This window comes from Oceanobacillus sp. J11TS1 (assembly GCF_018333215.1).
In the GTDB taxonomy this organism is placed as follows: Bacteria; Bacillota; Bacilli; order Bacillales; family Amphibacillaceae; genus Oceanobacillus.
On the sequence record NZ_BORO01000016.1, the window covers coordinates 23663 to 43660 of the forward strand.

The window sequence follows — 19998 nt, forward strand, 5'->3', positions numbered from 1 at the left end:
CCCCGTTTGGATTCTTTGTTTTGTAAGGCTAATACAGCCGTCTTGCACTTTATATCAATTATCATCTTTTTATAATTTGGATATCGGATTATCGTGTAGAATTAATATTTGTATGCTAAAATTAGGATGAAAGATAATTCGAACTACTTTTAATTGCATAGAATGACGAATGGATAGAAAGTTTCATTCCAAATAAGGAGAATATACAAATGCGTCAAATCACATTTGAAGATATATATAAACTGGGGAATATGGTGATTGAAAATACCCGATACAGACATTTTCATTATCCGGAGATGTTAGTTAGGTACGATAGTAATTTTATTGAGTTTAAAGAATTACCGTCTTTAACTGAATTTAAATCGGCAGAAGAATATCTCAGAGATTATCATCTGAGAAAAGGCCAAAAGCACGTGAAATTCTATTTTCCAGAAAACCAAAAGCCAACAGAAGAAATAATTGCTTACCTAACGGATATGGGGTATGAAATAGGTTTTTTAGAATTATATGCGATCCAGCCGAAACATTTTCCTAAGGTGAAAAACAATCCAGCTATAGATATTCAAGTAGTGACAGAAAAAACTTGGAAATATACCTTGAGTTACAATACAAAAATGATTTAGAGTTTGGAAGTGAATTTGCAAAGCAAAAGGCCAATCTAATAAAGCGTCAGTTTGAAGATAGAAATATTCGGCAAGTTTTAGCCTTTTATAAAGGGACTCCCGCAGGCTATGTGGAACTAATTATCTCGGATGGAACCGTAGAAATCGATAATCTAACTGTTGAACCGTCCTTTCGATACAAAGGAATAGGGAGCCAATTACAAAAGTTTGCAATGGATGCATTTCCAAATCGGACAGTGATACTTGTGGCCGATGGAGAGGATACTCCTAGGGAAATGTATCAAAAACAGAATTATAAATATTGCGGTTTCAAGTACGAAGCACAAAAAATATATCAAGATTAGCTATAAATTGCTTGTTCGCAATCTTGTGTTTTACGGTATTCAGCAAGTTGTGAAGGGCCGAAGTTTATTTTTAAACTGGCTAGCCTATCAAAGTAGAAGTAGTAGTTAGAGAAGAGCCAAAATTCCTTTGCTGATAAGGTTTTGGCTCTTTTATATAACAACTCTAGGAAAAGCAGTTTAATAGTTTACGATCTACACATCCTATCATTTCTTATTCAAAATAAAAATAGCTCCCCCATATCCCAAAACACACCATATCAACAAGTTAATGTAATTTCCCCCAGTTGCCTCGAAGGTAGAAGCAGCAAGGGATGCCCGCATAATCTCAGCCATGGAATAAATGGGGAGAATTTCATGCAAGATTTGAAGCCATTCTGGCAGTCGGTCCATTGGAAAATTAACTGGTGAAAACATAAGCGCCCCAAAAACTATTACTTGAGATAGAGCAAGGGAAGCCGTTGGTGATAAAAGATAGGAAAAGCCATATCCGACACCAATAGACGTTAAAGCAATCATGAGTAAGGCTGGAACTACTGTCCAGGAGAGATCGTATCCGGGACTAAACAGGAAGTGTGCAACAAAGGCGGAAATGACAATGCCTGGCACAGTGATAATTAACCAGATCGTTGTATCGGCTCCAAGGATGACAGCGCGGTTAACGGGCCAAGTACGTAAAAATTCCATATACCCATCTGATTTTGCAGTGCCAACTTGTTGAGGCAAAATAACTAATCCCGTAAAAATTAAAATAATTGTAGGTGCACCTGTTGCTAAAAAGAGAATGGCGTTCGTATCTGGAACTGGAATAAGATAGGTAAAACCGATAACAATGCCGATGGAAACCAAAATTTGAATCAGAATCATAAATATCAAAAATCCTGCGTTTCTCAGAAATTGCATTTGAAAGACATATTTGTAATGTCTGAAAATGTTCATTATCATTCATCCCCCTTTTTAGAAGTCAATTCAATATAGGCGTCCTCAATCGTAGTGGGAGATAGAGAATAGTCCATAATGAGACCGTTATCCGCTTGATTTTTCGCCCATTCAATCGCTGAAGATATATCGTTTGGATCCAATGAGAGAATGAAGCGAGAACCTTTTTTATGTGAGGAAAGTGTCCAACTAGGAATCTCCATATCTAATTCACTAGCTAAACTAATTTCCATACGCATTTGATTCGTTACAGAACGTTTAACCTCTGAAGGTGTGCCTTGTGTAAGAATTTTTCCATTGTCGATGATTGCCACACGATCAACAGCTTTTTCCGCTTCAAGCACGTTATGTGTAACTAAAATCACCGAGGTTCCGTCATTTGTCAGGTTACGGATTACCTCCCAGAGATAACGTCTGCGAACAGGGTCAACATCGTTTGTAGGTTCATCAAGTATCACGAGTTTACCTGGGGCAATGACTGCCATACAAAAAGCAGTTAGTCGTTTAGCTCCACCCGATAATTTCTCGCCTTCTTTATTTGCCCACTTATTCATATCTAAAGCCTCAAAAAGTATTTCCACCCGCTTCGGATCAAACTTCTTCCCGAGACGCATTTTTCCCATTAGTGTTACAGCCTGTTTCGGAGTAAGAAAACCTAGCGGCACTTGGGACTGTGGCTGTACAGAACAAATCGAACGGGCTCGGGCAGGGGATTGAAGTACCGATTCTCCTAATAAATGAATATCCCCATGGTCTGGAGTTAATAACCCTAATATTTGATTCACCAACGTCGTTTTTCCAGCTCCATTTTGTCCGAGAAGCCCAAATATTTCACCTTCATTTATATGAAGGGAGAGATTATCATTTGCAACCAGCTTGTTTTTCCCTCGATCGGCAAACACCTTCGTTACACCGTTTACATCAAGAACCATGATTTTGCTCCTCCTTTGCAATGGCAACACTTTTGATAAAATTGATGACATCCTTGTCCATGGGGTAAAACGCGATACCTTCCTTTAAGTTTTGGAGAGCTTCCCACATATTTCCTAACAATTCCTCATCGTTATTAAACATTTTCTCTGCTTGGTTTGCCCAGCTTACTACGAGGTGTTCAGCCTCTTTTGAGTTTGGATCAAGATGTAGGTTAGTTCTAATATCGCCAATAACTTTCAACCATTCCCTGATGTCTTCCTCACTCATATTTTCCACATTCATATCCGAAATTTTATTTATCTCATCCTCGCTTAGGTATTCTTTATATTGCTGTAAGGCATCTTTCGAATCTTGCTGGTATAACTGAATGATACTGAAAATGATTGGCCAATTGACTTCCCCTTCAAGTTCAATGGAATAGGAAACGCCAAGAAGCGCTTGTTCTAATATTTTTAAACGTTCCTGTTCCCGTTTAACGAGCTCTAATTGTTGCTGTATCGATTCTTGCCAGTTTGCCGAGGAAATTTCCAATACCTTCTTAATTTGATCCAGGGAGAAGCCCATATATTTTAATGCTAAAACACGTTCTAGCCGCATGACATCTTCTTCGTTATACAAACGATGCCCGCCGCTTGTTTTTGAGGAAGGTTTAACCAACCCAATTTCATCGTAATAATCTAAGGTTCGCACGGTGACGCAAGTATGCTTTGACAATTTTCCAATTGTATACATTTCCTCACCCCATTTCATTTTCTTTATTATAGAACAACACGTTACGTGCGATTCAATAGGAAAAACCAAAAAAATATTTTTATTATGAAAATTTTTGAGATACTCCGGGATTTAGGGTGGGTTCTATGAGGTCATGAAAAAAATCATCTGCACTCCATATATAAATTTATGAAGTACAGATGACTCGTATTAATAAAAACAGTATTTCTTATCTGCGCTCGTTATTCCAAACGCGATGATCTTGAATTACGGATGAAGCGTATGTTTCCGCATCTTCATCTACATTGATAAGCATATATTCATCCGAAATTTGTAACAGTGCTAACTCTGCAGCATAATCCGTTAAATATTCAAATTCAGAGTGATTAAAATTATTTAAATCAGCCATGGAAAAACGTAATTGTAAATGATTGTTTGTATGTTCTACAACTTCCATATCGCCATATTCATCATCCCATTCATCCTTCAGTGCTTCGATGAACCAATCAAGATCCTCGCTATCTGGACTATACATTTCCATTTCAAAACCGATTAAATCGGCAATAAATAAATTTGATTTACCTTCATCTTCCATATAAGCATCCAAGTTATCGTTGTCGGTATTAATGTCGTCCGCATCGCCGTAGTAATTATAAAGTTTCTCATTATTTTCATATGTATCGTTGATATTTGATTTATTCTGATCGATTTGATAAACGAGTGATACTTCCCAAGCTTCATTTTCTATTTTATCCGATTCACTCATCCTTGATATTTCTTGCATTTCTTCCATAGATAGATACTCATGGGGATTTTGTACTTGGATCTGGATTTTTCCTCTTTTTGATATGTTTACATTAAAATTTGCTTGATCAGAATCTAAGTTCCAATCACCGGCTATTGATTTTATTGCACCATTATTACTACACCCGGCAATAAAAACGACGATTAATAATAGAATGATAGCAATCTTTTTTTTCATGATTTAATCTCCTGTTCTAATAAACTTGTACATAAAAAATAGGATAAGAGTCCAAAAAGACTAGAACTATATTACCATGTCTATATATGGTTGTTCAATGGTTTTCTAAAATAAAATATCTATTAAAATTATCGGCTGACGATTTTTACAGGGTCTAAAGACTCATTTGTGTAGCAGTTTCTAGCTATATACTAAAAGGAAGAATAGATATGTGCGGAACAAGTATCAGCTTATAAGGCGATATGCTTTAGCTCAACGGAGAAGTAATATTACCATGAATCATTCAGGTCTCTTACGGCCTTGGTAAGAAGAATTAAATTGTTGTGGTTAAAAGTTGCACATATAAGACCGAGCCTATATAATAAACTAAAATATTTAATGAAACAAATTCCAAAGGGGAGTAACATAATAGCAGCTGTCGTCATTACAGGAGAAATCCTCGGCACTGCTGGCAACTGTTTAATCCAGTTGCTTGTGAGACCTTTGTCCAAATAGATATGGGCAAAGGTCTCTTTTTTATGAACTTTTGCCCACATACTTTACGAGGAGGGAAAGAGATGTCTAAACTTACGAAGCTTCTAAAGTCTAAAATGGTAAAAGAGGGAATAAAGCAAGCGCAAAAACATGCATTACCCGTCATAAAAAAAGAGTTAGCCAAAAGAAAGGGTAAGTTTAAGAAGTAATGACACAATCCAAATACTGCTACTATGTATCCACCATTTTATTTGTTAAAAAAAATAGACGCGTAAAAGTACTTGAACATCACCGTGACTTAAAGTTATATGGAATGGGGAGAAGTGCTGCTGTATTTAAAGTAAAAAATGAAAATAGGGTAATAAAAGTTTTTTATCCATCATTTGAAAAAACTGCAATGCAAGAAAAACAAAATTATGAAAAATTGAATGGGAAGCATTATTATCCTGCTATATATGAAGCAGGAACCAACTATTTAGTGATGGATTTTATTGAGGGGAAAACATTCTTTGAATGCCTCGCAGAAGGAATTTCAATAAAACCTTATTATATAGAGCGCGTTGATAGGGGGCTGCAATATGCAAAAGAGGCTGGTTTAAATCCATCAGACATTCATTTGCATAATCTTATCGTAACAAAAGATGATGATGTACGTATTATTGATGTAGCTCGTTTTTCACAGGAGAAACAGTGCACGCAATGGGAAGATTTAAAACAGGCTTATATGCGCTATTACCAAAGCTCTTATTTCCCCAAAAAAATACCGAAATGGGTAATGTACACTGTATCAAAAATATATCGTCTATATAAGACGATTGGGAAAGCAAGGAGCTAGATATCTTTCAATTAAGCGCAAGCAAATTAACAATAAGTCTATAAAAAGGCAGTTTAACCTATTTGATATAAAGGTTAAACTGCTTTTTCATTAGAATGTATAGTTATCCAACTCTTTCCCGCTTGTTTCTTCATAGCCCTTCATATACTTAATCCGGCGTTGGGCAGCGGATTGGCTTACCTGTTCATCTGCATGGTAAGAAGAACGTACAAGTGGACCGGCTTCGCAATGCGTGAATCCTTTGGATAGAGCAATTTCTTTCAGTTCAGCAAATTCATCTGGATGGTAGTAGCGCTCTACGTTTAAATGTTTTTTTGTAGGCTGGAGATACTGACCAATCGTTACAATATCCACGTTGTTGGCACGAAGATCGTCCATTGCTTCGATAAGTTCTTCTTTTGTTTCCCCAAGTCCAACCATAATGCTGGATTTTGTCGGCGTATTTGGAGCGATTTCTTTTACTCTTCTTAGTAGTTCAAGAGAACGCTCATATCTTGCAATTGCACGAACCTTTTTCGTTAATCTTCGTACGGTTTCAATATTATGGTTGAAAATATCCGGACCGCTGTCCATTAAGGTATGTAAACTTTCATAATCTCCCTTCATATCGGAAGGCAATATTTCAATTGTACAGCCAGGTACTCTTTCACGGATTTGACGCACGGTTTCAGCGAAAACAGCAGCACCGCCATCTTTTAAATCATCACGGGCTACAGCTGTCACAACAACATGTTTTAATCCCATGATTTCAACAGAGTCTGCTACACGATGAGGTTCGTTCCAATCTAACTCGTTTGGAAGCCCTGTCTTTACAGCGCAGAAGCGGCAGCCCCTTGTACATGTGTCACCAAGAATCATAAAGGTAGCTGTTTTACGTTCGCTCCAGCATTCATAGATATTCGGGCATTTTGCCTCTTCACAGACCGTGTTTAATCGTTTGTCACGCATTAAGTGTTTTAAATGGTTATAAGATTTGTTTGTATTCAGCTTAATTTTCAGCCATTCGGGTTTGCGTAAATATTCTTCTTGTTTTGGCATGTTATTTGCTCCTATCTGGAATAATTCCATTCATCTGATAAATATTTGCTGTGCATTAAATCATCAATTTCTTGTTCCTGTTCCTTAGAGAGGGTAAATGTCTCCAGTTCAATATCTAATCCTGTTTGAAAGCCGGCTTTGAGTGCTTCTTTTGTTTCTTCCAAGGATACTTCCCGTCCAGCTGCCTTGTCGATAGAAATCGCTTTCTCGTCGAACGCAGCACGGGCACGTTCCTTAACCTTTTCATTACGATAAATAAAAAGATCGTATAATGTATCCTTATTAACAGAAAGAGGGACGGAGCCGTGCTGTAAAATAACCCCCTGCATTCTGGTTTGGGCACTTCCGGCTGCTTTTTTGTCATCAACCACTAATTCATACCAGGAAGGCTCTTCAAAGCAAACTGCAGATTGTGTAGGCTTTAGTTTGTCTTCTGGTATAGCGAAATCGGCGGCAATACCGAGATTGCGATAACCCTCTAACAACCCTTGTGATAGGACAAGGTAGGCTTCTTTGACCGACTTTGGCATGCGTGGATGCTGTTCCGAGATGATAATGCTGTATGTAAGTTCTTCGTCATGCAACACCGCACGTCCGCCCGTTAATCTACGAACGAGTTGGAATCCGTGCTTTTCCACTGCTTCGAGATCTATTCTGTTTTTAGTTTTCTGGAAATAACCGACGGAAAGTCCAGCAGGTAGCCACTCATAGAAACGGAGAACAGGTGGTATCTTGCCTTCACTATGCCACCGGAGCAAGCATTCATCTACCGCCATATTATAGGCAGGAGTCTGTTTATGGGTGTCTAAAAAGTACCAAGTTTCTGTCATGAAAACGCTTCTCTCATTAAACTGAGAAAATCGATCCCCCTTTTAAATATGTATTATCATTCCTTATAGGATGAGAAGTGTTCAAAAAGTCTGCTAATCTACTTCCTTGATTCCTAGAATGATAGAGATTCTAGCCGTACTATTTAAGAAACAAGGAAATTTTTGAACATTCTCTTTTAATAGTAAGACTTTAACCTTTATATGTCAAAAAATTATAATTTTGTTTTATTATTTCCTTCCAATATAAAAAATAGATAGAGAAATACCAAGACCGCCCGAAAATAGAAGTACTCACTCCAAATGAGGCGTGAGCGCTCGAAAAAGGTCAAATCCGCTCCAACCTAGCCAGAAAGCGCTCCAACCCCATCTCAAACCGCTCCAATCGAAGCCGGACCTGCTCCAAAAAAGCTAACCTAATCCCAAATTTCTCTCTATTTATTTTAAAGGCATACAACCAATATAAAGGAAGACTAAAAATTAAAACTTTTAATTGACATGGGCGATTCTTTTTTATAAAGTATTCTTTATATTATATTTCGAATATTCCGGTTCCAAGAAAATTTATTCAATTCTTAATGAATTGTAATAGAAGGAGGTAAGAAATGCAACAGAAAAAAGAGCCTATAAAAAATTTGAAGATTTGGATTGTTTTAATTATTTTATTTATTCTCAGTGTTCCATGGTATTTACCAACGAGATCCTATGAACCGCTTATTCTGGGAGTTCCTTATTGGGCGTGGATTATCCTCGGCGTATCCCTGGCCATATCGATTGTATTAACTTATATTTTGAAAAATTGCTTGCATATGGCTGATGAAGATGAGTCGTGGGAGGAGGAAGAGAATCAATGAATAATCTCGCTTTTTCAGGTGCTTCTGGTATAATCATTATGTTTTTTTATGGGTTTTTAATGCTGTTTATAGGTTTTATTACATATTGGAGAAATAAAGGGCTGCATCAATCAAATAAAGAGTTTTATCTAGGGGGCGGAAACCTTAGTGTTTTCGTATTATTCTTTACTTTCTTTGCTACACAGTATAGCGGAAACACGATTGTAGGCTATGCACCGACTGCTTACCGTATGGGGTTTTTCTGGATGCAATCTATCACATTTTTTATTTTGATAGTGATGGGTTATTTATTGTTCGCCCCAAGACTGTACGTACTGAGTAAAAAGTTTCAATTCATCACACCGTCGGATTATATTCAAAAACGATTTCAATCCAAGGGAGTTACGTTGCTTGCATCTATACTAATGTTATACGGGCTGTGTAATTTTATGTTGGAACAAATTATTGCTATTGGACATGGTGTCAGCGGACTAACAGGTGGCACGATTCCTTATCAGGCAGCTGTTGTATTTTTTGTTTCCGTGATGGTTATCTATGGATGGCTTGGCGGTATGCGGTCTGTAGCTTATACGGATACTATGCAAGGAATAGCGTTACTTGTTGGCGTCGTCATCCTGCTGATAGGATCGATGATTTACTTTGGCGGTTTGCCGAGCGCAGTTGATTATGCTGCAACCGTCTCTCCGGAAAAGCTCGGCGTCCCGGATAGCAAAGGTTTGGTCAGCTGGTTTAGCATGCTTATCCTTGTAACGATTGGAGCTGCAATTTACCCACACGCTATTCAAAGAATATTTGCTGCTAAAAGTGAAAAGTCTTTGAAAAAATCTTTGTCCTGGATGGCTTGGATGCCTTTTGTTACTTCCGGTTTCGTATTTTTAGTCGGAATCATTGGAATTCAAGCATTTCCTGGATTGAGTAAAGGCGAATCAGAACAGCTTGTTGGGATGATGGCGAATCATCTCGCCATGCAGAATTCCTTTTTTTATTGGGCGATGGTAATCTTGTTTGGAGGAATTGTCGCTGCTATCATATCCACAGCGGATTCTGTATTACTCACTTTGTCATCAATCATTTCCAAGGATATATATTCAACCCATATAAATAAAAACGCGGATGAACAAAAACAAATCCTTGTAGGTAAAATAGTTGGAGTAGCATTTGTGGTGATTTTATTGCTGATTGCTTGGTACCCGCCGGCAACATTGTATCGGATATTTATACTGAAATTTGAGCTGCTGATTCAGATTGCCCCGGCGTTTATCTTAGGCTTATACTGGAGACGGCTCCACCGCCATGCGGTATTAATAGGCATGTTGGCTGGAACAATACTTGCTTCCGTAATGGTATTTGCCGGTTTGCAGCCTTTAGGTATTGCAAGCGGTCTATGGGGATTAGCTGTAAATTTCGCCCTATGTATCGTAATGAGTTTTGTTATTAACGTTCCTAAACAAGAGGTTGAGCTGTTAGGAAAAGAAGTATCTTAAAGAAGACGTTGTTTTTGGAATATTAGCCGCACTTATTATGGATGAAAAAACGAAAAAATAACCCTCATAGGCTGGGGGCCGTGAGGGTTATTTTTCTATGAAAATTGAAAATTGTTCCTTATGGCGAGTTAAGTGTCTACTCGGTGTATCAGCAACAAAAGCTTTTTATATACATGATAATTCATTCAATAAGATTATACCCTCTATTGGATAGTGTTAGAAAAATGGGAAGCTAGGATATATTATTTGCTTCGTTTGACAATTATTTGATTTTAACTATTATTTTCCCTTTGGCCCTGCCTAACTCTGCATATTCTATCGCTTTTTGAGCATCTTCAAAAGAAAAAACTCTATCAATTACAGGTTTAATTTTACCACTTTCAATAAAGTCTGCGATTATACGTAATTGCTCTCCGCTTGGCTTCATAAACAAAAACGTATATTGAACATGATGCTTTTTTTCAAGCTTAGTAAGTTTATTGCTTGCTACGGAGAATAAAAATGTTTTAAAGAATCCGTAGCCGTGTTCTTTACCAAAACGAGCATTCGGTAATCCCGAAACAGAAACAATTTTCCCACCGCTTTTTACTACTTCAAAGGATTTTTCAAGTATCTCGCTCCCGAGTGTATCAAATACGGCATCATAGTTTTTCAGTACTTCTTCAAATTTTTCTGTCTTGTAATTTATAATTTCATCTGCACCGAGAGATTTTACTAAGTCTGTACCAGCTTCACTTGCAGTCGTTGCCACAGTAGCACCCATTAAGTTGGCCAGTTGAATAGCAAAAGTACCGACACCACCAGCGCCAGCTTGAATTAAAATTTTTTGTCCCTTTTGTAATTGCAAAATGTCTGCTAGGGCTTGATAGGAGGTTAATCCAACCAGCGGGATTGATGCTGCTTCTTCAAAGCTTAAATTTTTAGGCTTTAAGGCGATATCATTTTCGTGAATAGCGATATATTCAGCAAAAGTACCGATTTTACTCTTACGTGGACGTGCATATATTTCGTCACCAACCTTAAAACGAGTCACTTTTGCGCCAACCTTTGCAACGACTCCAGCAAAGTCATTCCCAAGGATAAGAGGCATTTTATATTTAACTAACAATTTCACTTTCCCATCGCGGATTTTAAAATCAATAGGATTTATACTAGCTGCATGAATTTCTGCAAGTACTTCATATTCACCGATTTCAGGTATGGGCATTTCTGCTAAACGCATTGGGACTTTCCCGTACTTATCAATAACCATTGCTCTCATAGTTTATACCTCCAATAATGGTTGCTTCAATTCCCTAATAAAATTTTTGCATGAACTTATCAATATCCAACATAAGTGTTCTTAATAAGCTCAATTCAGTACTTACATTAATATAATAAAAGTTTTTTGTTCCTTCTTTACGCATTAAAATAACACCGGCATCTCGTAAAACCTTAAGATGGTGCGATACAGCGGGTCTAGAAAGATGTGTTTGCTCAGTGATTTCACCCACTCGTAATCCTGTTTGACAATCCGTACCCATTAAAACTAACAAGATCGATTGCCTTGTTTCATCACCGATTGCCAATAGCACTTTTTGACATTTAGTAAAATCCTCTTTGATCATATTTAGTTGGTCCTGTTTATTCATTCAGTCAACTACCTCCCATATTGGTTTAACCGTTTAAGGTGATGAACCATAGTACTGGGTACAACAATATAATACTTTGATATTCAGTGCAATATTGAGAAAGAAAATCGAGACGGATATATCTCAGAGGGGGAAGCGTCAATAACTTTTAATGTCCAGTATTAGAAGGTTTACTAGGTTTGCAGCACTATGTACAGTTATTGTACACTAACCTACTCGCGGTTAGGTTTATAATTTCCGGGGCCATTCATAATAGTTACCCAGAGGCACATACCATTAAAGCAGCTTTCTTCACAAGATGGACGACCTTTGATAAACTTATTGATGAATATAAGAATGAAAGGATGAGTTAAACATGAGTAAACACATCGCAGCATTAGTTACAGATATGGTGGAAGAAATCGAATTAACTGATCCAGTTAAAGCTTTTAAGGAAGCTGGTCATACTGTAGACGTTATTAGTAACGAAGGTAATAAAACAATTAACGGTAAAAATGGAGACAAGATTGAAGCAGACAAAGGTATTAATGACGTAAATCCATCCGATTATGATGCGTTACTAGTGCCAGGTGGATTTTCTCCGGATTTACTTCGTATCGATCCAAAGAATGGTGAATTTGCAAAAGCATTCATGAAAGACAATAAACCGGTATTTGCAATTTGCCACGGTCCACAATTTTTAGTAGAAACAGACTTACTAAAAGGTAGGACCTTAACCAGCTTTGTTTCTGTAAGAAAAGACCTTGAAAATGCTGGTGCTACTGTTAAAGATGAAGAAGTAGTGGTAGACGGTAATCTTGTGACAAGCAGAACACCAGATGATTTACCAGCATTCAACCGCGAGTCACTGAAACTTCTTGAAAAATAAAACAAGAGCTTGTAACAGAAGTGTTTAATCATGAAGAAGGCCTAAATCTAAGATTAGATTTAGCCCTTTTCATGTTGAATTTAAGAAACCAGTATGAAATACAAGACTCACAATGGATTATTACGAGATGACTATATATTCTAGCTTTTTATCAAGTTGCTCCACCGTTACTATGCATATTTTTTATTTAATGTCAGTACCTTCATATCCGTACATGACTTTTCTACACCTGAAGTTTCCTTCTAATACAAAGCCCTCCTTATATTCACCTAACCATACAAAAACTTCCCATAAATAATTAATTATTTATCAGTTCTTTTGAAAAGTTTACAATTTTATTCGAGACTTTACTTCGCATTATCTTGAATTCGGTAACTATATTATCCTAATTATATAGAAAAAATTGATTGTATAATAGGCTTTCAAGAAAGTACGGTAGGCTGTTAATAACAAACTCAAAAATGTAAATAGTAATAATTACTATTTACATTGCGAGAAGAAATCTTTATAATGAGTTATATTCGTAATCATTACGATTTAATACCGAAAAGGTTTAGATATAAATATCCCACATGAAAAGGAGGAAATATCAAATGGCTAAAAAGTCTAAAATTGCAAAAGAGAAAAAGCGCCAGAAAATGGTTGAGCAATATGCTGTTTTAAGAAACGAGTTAAAAGCAAAAGGAAATTATGAAGCCCTTCGGAAATTGCCGCGAGATTCTTCTCCAACACGCTTGAAAAATCGTTGCGAGACGACAGGCAGACCTCGTGGTTATATGCGTAAGTTTAACATGTCCCGTATTGCTTTTAGAGAATATGCTCATAAAGGCCAAATACCTGGCGTGAAAAAAGCCAGTTGGTAATATGCACCTAAAAGGGAGATAACTGTTTCTCCCTCACAAAGGTGTCTACATATACTGTTGATTGAATATGTTATACATAGTTTCTGTCAAAACACAAATAGTAAAATATAGATTGTTTCTTTGCATGGTATAGCAGTATTGATATGTTATGCTAAAGGGAATAAACTTTATTTTAACTATATGAGGCGATAATATGACAGATAAACATCAGCAAGGCTGGCAATTAGAAAATACCTATCAGCATTTACCAGAGCTTTTTTATAGTCCGAGTGAACCGGCAGAAGTAGAGCATCCAGAATTAGTGGTATTCAATGAAAAGATAGCAGCAGAATTAGGGCTGGATAGCACGATTTTGAAAGAAAAACCTGAAATTTTTGCGGGCAATCACCTTCCGGATGGAAGCAAACCAATTGCCCAAGCTTATGCAGGTCATCAATTTGGATATTTTACCATGCTCGGTGACGGTCGAGCTGTGTTACTTGGAGAACAGCTAACCCCTGCAGGTGAACGCTATGATATACAGCTAAAAGGATCTGGCAGAACCCCGTATTCCCGCGGAGGAGATGGGAGGGCTGCTCTTGGACCAATGTTAAGAGAATATCTGATCAGCGAGGCGATGCATGGTTTACGTATTCCGACAAGCCGAAGCTTAGCTGTAACAACAACAGCAGAGGAAATCCTTCGTGAAGAGGCATTACCAGGGGCCGTATTGACAAGAGTAGCAAAAAGTCATATTCGTGTAGGAACCTTTCAATATGCAAGGCAACAGGGAAGTAAAGCGGATTTACAGGCGTTGGCCGATTATACGATAAACAGACACTATCCAGAGATAGCAGAAGATGAAAATCGCTACTTGTCTTTCCTGTATAAGGTAATTGAAAAACAAGCAGCATTAATTGCGGACTGGCAGATGAAAGGCTTTATACATGGTGTTATGAATACGGATAATGTTACGATTAGCGGACAAACAATCGATTATGGACCATGTGCCTTTATGGATCGTTATGACCCTAAAACAGTGTTTAGTTCTATTGATGAAGAAGGCCGATACGCATATGGAAATCAGCCGGGAATAGGGGCTTGGAATATGGCTCGTTTTGCGGAATCCTTGTTAATCCTTATGGAAGACGAAGAAGAAGCGGCCATTCCAAAGGCGAAAGAAGCTGTTGAAACCTATGTGAAATTAGTGGAAGGGTATTGGCTGGATGGCATGAGGTTGAAGCTGGGGATGATGGATAAAGGTGAAAATGATAAAAAATTGATTCAACATTTATTAAACTTGATGCAGCAATATCAAGCAGACTTCACAAACACATTTCGATCATTAACCCTAGAGCAGCTTGAGGCCGATTCAAAGCTTTTCCAGTCTGATGCATTTAAAAAATGGTATCAGGAATGGCAGGATAAATTAAACAATCAGTCCCCGTCCAAGGAAACAGCCCATCAATTGATGAAGCAACATAACCCATCGATTATTCCTAGGAATTATTTGGTGGAAGAAGCATTAACAGCGGCCTCTAGAGAGCAGAATTATCAACCATTTCATGATTTATTAACTGCTTTGGAAGATCCTTATGCCTATACAAAAGAACAAGAAAAATATACAGCTACACCGCCGAATCAGCCTTATCAAACATTCTGTGGTACTTGATTATGTTCCTTTAGGTTCTAATAATCGGCCCATAAAATCATGTTTCCGTTGTGATTATATGGGCTTATTTTATGAATAATTCTTATTGGTTCCATTCCTGGTAAGTTGCTGATAATCTAGTAGTAAAACTATCTATTAAACTATACGAGAGGAAGTGATTAAAATGGAAGAAAAATATACAAAAGCCTACGCAGAAAAATTAGATGCAAAAGATGAATTAAAGCAATTCCGAAATGAATTTTATCTTAATAATGATACCGTTTACATGGATGGGAATTCTTTAGGTCTGATGAGCAAGCGATCTGAGCAGACTGTATATGATTTACTAGATTCTTGGAAGAAGTACGCGATTGACGGCTGGACAAATGGCGAGCGGCCATGGTTTTACTTATCTGAATCACTTGGAGAAAAAATGGCTGGACTAGTTGGGGCTAAAAAGGAGGAAGTTGTGGTAACCGGTTCGACTACGGTAAATTTACATCACCTTGTGGCCACTTTTTATGCGCCAAAAGGAAATCGGACAAAAATACTAGCGGACTCCCTTAACTTCCCTAGTGATATCTATGCTTTAAAGGCACAGTTACGATTGAAAGGGTATGATGATTCCCATCTTATTCAAGTCCAAAGTGAAGATGGGCAGCTGCTGGATGAAGAAACGATTATAGATGCCATGGCAGAAGATGTTGCATTAATTGTTTTACCAAGCGTATTATACCGGAGCGGTCAAATCTTAGATATGGAAAAATTAACAAAAGCTGCTCATGAACGTGGGATTAAGATTGGCTTTGATTTATGCCATTCGGTCGGAGCAATTCCTCATCAATTGCATGACTGGGATGTTGATTTTGCTTTTTGGTGCACTTACAAACATTTAAATGGCGGGCCGGGTAGCGTTGGCGCACTATATCTAAATGAAAAACACTTTGGTGTCACCCCTGGTCTTGCAGGATGGTTTAGCTCAGATAAAGAAAAACAGTTTGATATGGAACATTCGTTAACGTCCGCTCAAAACGCCGGAGCTTTTCAAATTGGGACACCACATGTTTTAAGTGCTGCTCCACTAATCGGTGCACTGGATTTATTTCACGAAGCAGGAATTGAAAAAGTGCGGGAAAAATCTTTTCAGCTAACTGCATATATGATGGATTTAATTACATATGAATTAAAGGAGTTTGGCTTTGTAATTTGTAATCCGACCAATGAAAAGCAGCGAGGGGGACATATTTATTTGGAGCATCCCGAGGCGGCGCGTATTTGTAAAGCACTTAAGTTAAAAGGGGTCATTCCTGATTTTAGGACTCCATCTGGGATTCGCCTTGCACCCGTTGCTTTATATAATTCATTTAAAGATGTTTATAACTGTATTCAAATACTGAAAAGAATTATGAAAGATAAAATATATGAGCAATTTTCTAATGAAAGAGAGGTTGTTTCTTAATGTCTAAGTGGATTGATATAACCAAGCCGCTGAATAATAAATTAGCTCATTGGCCAGAGACGGAGCCGTTTCATTATGAGATTACTGCAACAAAGGCGATGACAGGCTCGGTCAATATCGGAAGAATAACGACCAGTACCCATATAGGAACCCATGTCGATGCTCCATTTCACTTTTTAAATGATGGAAAGCGGATACTCGATTTAGATATTGAGCGCTATATTGGCCCTTGCAAAGTAATTGATTTAAGTTCTTTTACTGAAATTAGTGAAAACACTTTAAAAACGAAGGGAATTTCTTATGCAGAACGTTTATTAATTAAAACAGCATTACCTAATAAACCGGACCGATTTCCGGAAGAGGTTCCTCCGATTACAGCAGACGGTGCAGCTTACATGCAATCTGTCGGTGTAAAGCTTGTCGGGGTGGATACACCCTCTGTAGATCAGATCTCAAGCAAAGAACTGACTGGACATCACGCGTTATATAAACAGGATATTTACATTTTGGAAAATGTAATGCTGGATCAGGTGGAAGAAGGCGACTATGAACTGATTGCGTTGCCATTAGCATTGGAAGAAGGAGATGGAAGTCCTGTACGTGCCGTAATAAAACCAATAGAGGAGAGTTAACATGAAGTCTATCAATCAACACCAAGCTTTTGAAAATGAAAAAAGAATTCATACGGACTTTAAAGAGAAGATGACATACAGTGACTATTTGGAACTCGATTCGTTATTATCCAGTCAGCACCGCTTAAGTAATCATCATGATGAAATGCTATTCATCGTGGTTCACCATGTAAGCGAACTCTGGATGAAGTTAATTTTGCATGAGTTAGATTCCGCTATTCAGGATATTCAGTCAGATAAGCTAAAATCTTCCTTCAAAAAACTGGCACGGGTATCGCAAATACAGGAACAGTTAAAAGGCGTATGGGATGTCCTTTCCACACTGACACCAAGTGAATATATGGAGTTCAGGGATAAACTGGGAAATGCATCCGGGTTCCAATCCTACCAAAATAGATTAATTGAATTTGCACTAGGATATAAAACGGAATATGTTTTAAAAATATATGAAAACGACCCAGAACTTTATAACACGTTACAGGTAGCACATCAAGCACCAAGCCTTTATGATGTCTCCATTCAAGCGCTAGCCAGGGCTGGACTTCCAATTGACGAGGAGGTATTAAATAGGGATGTCAGTTTGACCCACAAGTCGAATGAAAGTGTAAAACAGGCCTGGATGACCGTATACCAAAATGTAGATAAATATTGGGAGTTATATGAACTCGCAGAAGAACTTGTCGATATAGAAGACTTATTTCAGCAATGGCGTTTCCGGCATATGAAAACGGTGGAACGTATTATTGGATTTAAAGTTGGTACAGGAGGCTCTGCGGGTGTAAGTTATTTAAAAAAAGTGCTGGATCAATATTTCTTTCCGGAGCTTTGGGAGCTGCGGACAGAGCTGTAGATTGGTGACAATTCTGAGAATACCCGTTAAAAAAAGGAAAGTATATATGGCACCACTTGGCTATATACTTTCCTAATTTGTGTGAATATACTCCATTAGTTTTCTGTCTTATCTTTTTTTAAAACAACGAGTTGGTCTCCTTCAGCAAGTGGTATTTTATTTTGGAGCGTAATCAGCTGAATTGTTTTGTTTTCCTTCTTCACCAATAGAGGAACAGTATCAGCTTGTAATTGATTCCTCTCGATTTTGCTTTTTTGCTCAATCGGTAAAGCTTGTATGGTGTAGCCGGTATTTATTTTCTTATTTAACTCTGTGAAAATCGCATTCTCATCGAATAGGAGGTGTGCTTTTCTTGTGGCAGGCACCTCGTTCACTTCACCTTGCTGAAATTCGTTACTTGGAAGCATAAATGTATTATTATATCCAAAACTTGGTGCATACGATTGACTGACAAGCGCATTAAATGCTGCATCTCCAGTCAGAGATAGAATAGTTTCATACGGCGTCAGGTCTACTTCATATTCACTATGTTCTGCAAGGATTTGCCCTTGATAAGTAGGGATTTGCTTGTGAATAGCCGGCTGAAGTTGTGCAGACGAAGAATCACTAATCAACACCGGAATGCCTATCTTCTGTAAATACGCTGCCAGTGCAATCGAAAAACTGTTTGCTCCGACCAATAAAACCCCAGGTGGTGCGTCATTGGCAAGTTTGAGTGCTTTCGCGATCGGTCTAAGTGAAAAACCATGCACACATACCGTAATAAATACGAGCGCAAAAGTTAGAGCTATAAGGATTCCAGCTTCTTCGCGTCCATCATTTAGCAAACTGGATGCAAAATACCCGGAAACAGATAATGCTACAATTCCTCGAGGTGCTATCCAGCCAATCAGAGTTCTTTCAGCATTGGAAAGCTCTGTCCCAATAGTGGAAAGCCAAATCGATAAAGGTCTTACTACAAATAGCATCACAAGCACAAATCCGATAATTGGCCAAGAGAACATCTCTGCAATGGTTTCTCTAGATAACGAAGCTGTAAGTAAAATAAATACAGTGGATGTTAATAAAACGGATATATTCTCTACAAAATGACTGACATCATGTCCTATCGATGACACATATTTCTTGGTGCGGGCAAGGGTTAATCCCATTACCGTAACAGCAAGCATGCCGGTTTCGTGCATGACAACCTCTGCCAAGGTAAAACAAAGTAATACAAAGGCGATGATAACCGGGGATTTTAAATATTCCGGAAAAATCCCTTTGCTGATCATGAGGCTGACAAAGAATCCAATAACATAGCCAAAAATAACGGCAATCAATGCACTAATAAAGAAACTTATCATATAATTAGCGTGTAATGAGTCCGTTGTAAGTACTTTAATAACTTCATACGCAAATAGTGCAAGCAGCGGACCAAAAGGATCTACAATAATACCTTCCCATTTAAGTACAGCAGCCGTACGAGGCTTTAACTTTGCATTTCTAAGCAGTGGAAGAATAACAGTTGGTCCTGTGACAATAAATAGTCCACCAATAATAAAAGATATTTCGAGACTCAATCCTGCGATGAAATGAGCAGCCATTGCCCCGCCAATCCAGGCAAGGAATGCACCTATTGAAATAATCCGAAAAACAGATTTAGATACTCCTTTAATTTCCCGGACATCAAGGCTTGAACTTCCTTCAAATAAAATAATAGCAACTGCAAGTGAAATCAGCGGGCTATACAAGCTACCGAGCGCTTCTTGCGGGTTAAATAGACCGAAAACAGGCCCCATTAATAAACCAGCAATAGACATAATAACAATCGAAGGCCATTGAATCCGCCAGGCAAGCCATTGTGAAAAAATACCAACGACAACGATAACCGCAATGCTGATTAAAGCAATATTCTCCATATATATTTCTCCAATCTTTTAAAGTTCATGTTATCAGTTTACCCATTTTGGCATTATTTGTCTTCGATTTTGTTGGATTTAAGAAAACCAGATGTACTTTTCCTTATCATTGCATGCTATATG

Annotated in this window: 21 protein-coding genes; 12 read left to right on the forward strand and 9 right to left on the reverse strand. The window is 37.8% G+C overall.

Annotation, left to right across the window (positions count from 1 at the left end; genetic code table 11):
* The first annotated feature begins 209 nt into the window (after positions 1-209).
* The gene (locus KI343_RS20165; protein ID WP_244856912.1) at positions 210-623 is read left to right on the forward strand and encodes a DUF5613 domain-containing protein; all 414 of its coding nucleotides are present in this window, start codon (positions 210-212) and stop codon (positions 621-623) included.
* Positions 584-967: a GNAT family N-acetyltransferase gene (locus tag KI343_RS20170; RefSeq protein WP_244856914.1), complete on the forward strand. Its 384-nt coding sequence runs from the start codon at positions 584-586 to the stop codon at positions 965-967. Before KI343_RS20165 ends, KI343_RS20170 begins: the two co-directional genes overlap by 40 nt.
* A gap of 204 nt (positions 968-1171) precedes the next feature.
* Here the strand turns inward: KI343_RS20170 and KI343_RS12940 are convergent, their stop codons facing one another.
* The 4 genes from KI343_RS12940 to KI343_RS12955 form a co-directional block, all read right to left on the reverse strand.
* Positions 1172-1903 carry an ABC transporter permease gene (locus tag KI343_RS12940; RefSeq protein WP_212926841.1) on the reverse strand — a complete coding sequence of 244 codons (732 nt, stop codon included), beginning with the start codon at positions 1901-1903 and terminating at the stop codon, positions 1172-1174.
* Between the two features lie 2 nt (positions 1904-1905).
* Complete coding sequence (locus tag KI343_RS12945) at positions 1906-2835, reverse strand: ABC transporter ATP-binding protein (RefSeq protein ID WP_212926842.1); 930 nt, start codon at positions 2833-2835, stop codon at positions 1906-1908.
* Positions 2825-3568, reverse strand: coding sequence for a MerR family transcriptional regulator (locus KI343_RS12950; protein ID WP_212926843.1), 744 nt, complete (start codon positions 3566-3568; stop codon positions 2825-2827). Before KI343_RS12950 ends, KI343_RS12945 begins: the two co-directional genes overlap by 11 nt.
* Positions 3569-3776: 208 nt before the next feature.
* Positions 3777-4529, reverse strand: coding sequence for a hypothetical protein (locus KI343_RS12955; protein WP_212926844.1), 753 nt, complete (start codon positions 4527-4529; stop codon positions 3777-3779).
* A gap of 557 nt (positions 4530-5086) precedes the next feature.
* Between KI343_RS12955 and KI343_RS20370 the strand changes: the two genes are divergently transcribed.
* Both KI343_RS20370 and KI343_RS12960 read left to right on the forward strand, forming a co-directional pair.
* Entirely contained in the window at positions 5087-5212 is a 126-nt protein-coding gene (locus KI343_RS20370) for a hypothetical protein (protein ID WP_280530137.1), read from the forward strand.
* Positions 5212-5838 (forward strand): RIO1 family regulatory kinase/ATPase domain-containing protein, encoded by a 627-nt coding sequence (locus tag KI343_RS12960; RefSeq protein WP_212926845.1) that lies wholly within the window; start codon positions 5212-5214, stop codon positions 5836-5838. The genes KI343_RS20370 and KI343_RS12960 overlap by 1 nt, the downstream gene beginning before the upstream one ends.
* A gap of 90 nt (positions 5839-5928) precedes the next feature.
* Here KI343_RS12960 and lipA read toward each other — a convergent pair whose 3' ends face one another.
* Positions 5929-6876 (reverse strand): lipoyl synthase, encoded by a 948-nt coding sequence (gene lipA, locus KI343_RS12965; protein ID WP_212926846.1) that lies wholly within the window; start codon positions 6874-6876, stop codon positions 5929-5931.
* An 11-nt stretch (positions 6877-6887) separates the two neighbouring features.
* Positions 6888-7706: a lipoate--protein ligase family protein gene (locus KI343_RS12970; RefSeq protein WP_212926847.1), complete on the reverse strand. Its 819-nt coding sequence runs from the start codon at positions 7704-7706 to the stop codon at positions 6888-6890.
* 602 nt (positions 7707-8308) lie between these two features.
* Between KI343_RS12970 and KI343_RS12975 the strand changes: the two genes are divergently transcribed.
* A complete protein-coding gene (locus KI343_RS12975) occupies positions 8309-8557 on the forward strand; it encodes a hypothetical protein (protein ID WP_212926848.1) in 249 nt (82 codons plus the stop codon).
* Positions 8554-10041, forward strand: coding sequence for a sodium:solute symporter family protein (locus KI343_RS12980; RefSeq protein WP_212926849.1), 1488 nt, complete (start codon positions 8554-8556; stop codon positions 10039-10041). Before KI343_RS12975 ends, KI343_RS12980 begins: the two co-directional genes overlap by 4 nt.
* A gap of 262 nt (positions 10042-10303) precedes the next feature.
* On the opposite strand, the gene KI343_RS12985 is transcribed toward KI343_RS12980, so the two are convergent.
* Both KI343_RS12985 and KI343_RS12990 read right to left on the reverse strand, forming a co-directional pair.
* On the reverse strand, positions 10304-11302 hold the full coding sequence (locus KI343_RS12985) for an NADP-dependent oxidoreductase (protein WP_212926850.1): 999 nt from the start codon (positions 11300-11302) through the stop codon (positions 10304-10306).
* A gap of 34 nt (positions 11303-11336) precedes the next feature.
* Positions 11337-11672: an ArsR/SmtB family transcription factor gene (locus tag KI343_RS12990; RefSeq protein WP_212926851.1), complete on the reverse strand. Its 336-nt coding sequence runs from the start codon at positions 11670-11672 to the stop codon at positions 11337-11339.
* 355 nt (positions 11673-12027) lie between these two features.
* Here KI343_RS12990 and KI343_RS12995 point away from each other — a divergent pair, with 355 nt between their 5' ends.
* The 6 genes from KI343_RS12995 (at position 12028) to kynA (ending at position 17974) form a co-directional block, all read left to right on the forward strand.
* Positions 12028-12540, forward strand: a complete 513-nt coding sequence (locus tag KI343_RS12995; RefSeq protein ID WP_212926852.1) for a type 1 glutamine amidotransferase domain-containing protein — start codon at positions 12028-12030, stop codon at positions 12538-12540.
* Between the two features lie 593 nt (positions 12541-13133).
* Positions 13134-13403 carry a 30S ribosomal protein S14 gene (gene rpsN, locus KI343_RS13000; RefSeq protein ID WP_212926853.1) on the forward strand — a complete coding sequence of 90 codons (270 nt, stop codon included), beginning with the start codon at positions 13134-13136 and terminating at the stop codon, positions 13401-13403.
* A gap of 193 nt (positions 13404-13596) precedes the next feature.
* Positions 13597-15054 carry a protein adenylyltransferase SelO gene (locus tag KI343_RS13005; protein ID WP_212926854.1) on the forward strand — a complete coding sequence of 486 codons (1458 nt, stop codon included), beginning with the start codon at positions 13597-13599 and terminating at the stop codon, positions 15052-15054.
* 154 nt (positions 15055-15208) lie between these two features.
* A complete protein-coding gene (gene kynU / locus KI343_RS13010) occupies positions 15209-16492 on the forward strand; it encodes a kynureninase (RefSeq protein WP_374705437.1) in 1284 nt (427 codons plus the stop codon).
* Complete coding sequence (gene kynB / locus KI343_RS13015; protein ID WP_212926856.1) at positions 16492-17124, forward strand: arylformamidase; 633 nt, start codon at positions 16492-16494, stop codon at positions 17122-17124. The genes kynU and kynB overlap by 1 nt, the downstream gene beginning before the upstream one ends.
* A gap of 1 nt (position 17125) precedes the next feature.
* Positions 17126-17974, forward strand: coding sequence for a tryptophan 2,3-dioxygenase (gene kynA, locus KI343_RS13020; RefSeq protein ID WP_212926857.1), 849 nt, complete (start codon positions 17126-17128; stop codon positions 17972-17974).
* Positions 17975-18069: 95 nt separating this feature from the next.
* Here kynA and KI343_RS13025 read toward each other — a convergent pair whose 3' ends face one another.
* Positions 18070-19875 (reverse strand): cation:proton antiporter, encoded by a 1806-nt coding sequence (locus KI343_RS13025; RefSeq protein WP_212926858.1) that lies wholly within the window; start codon positions 19873-19875, stop codon positions 18070-18072.
* Positions 19876-19998: the final 123 nt, after the last annotated feature.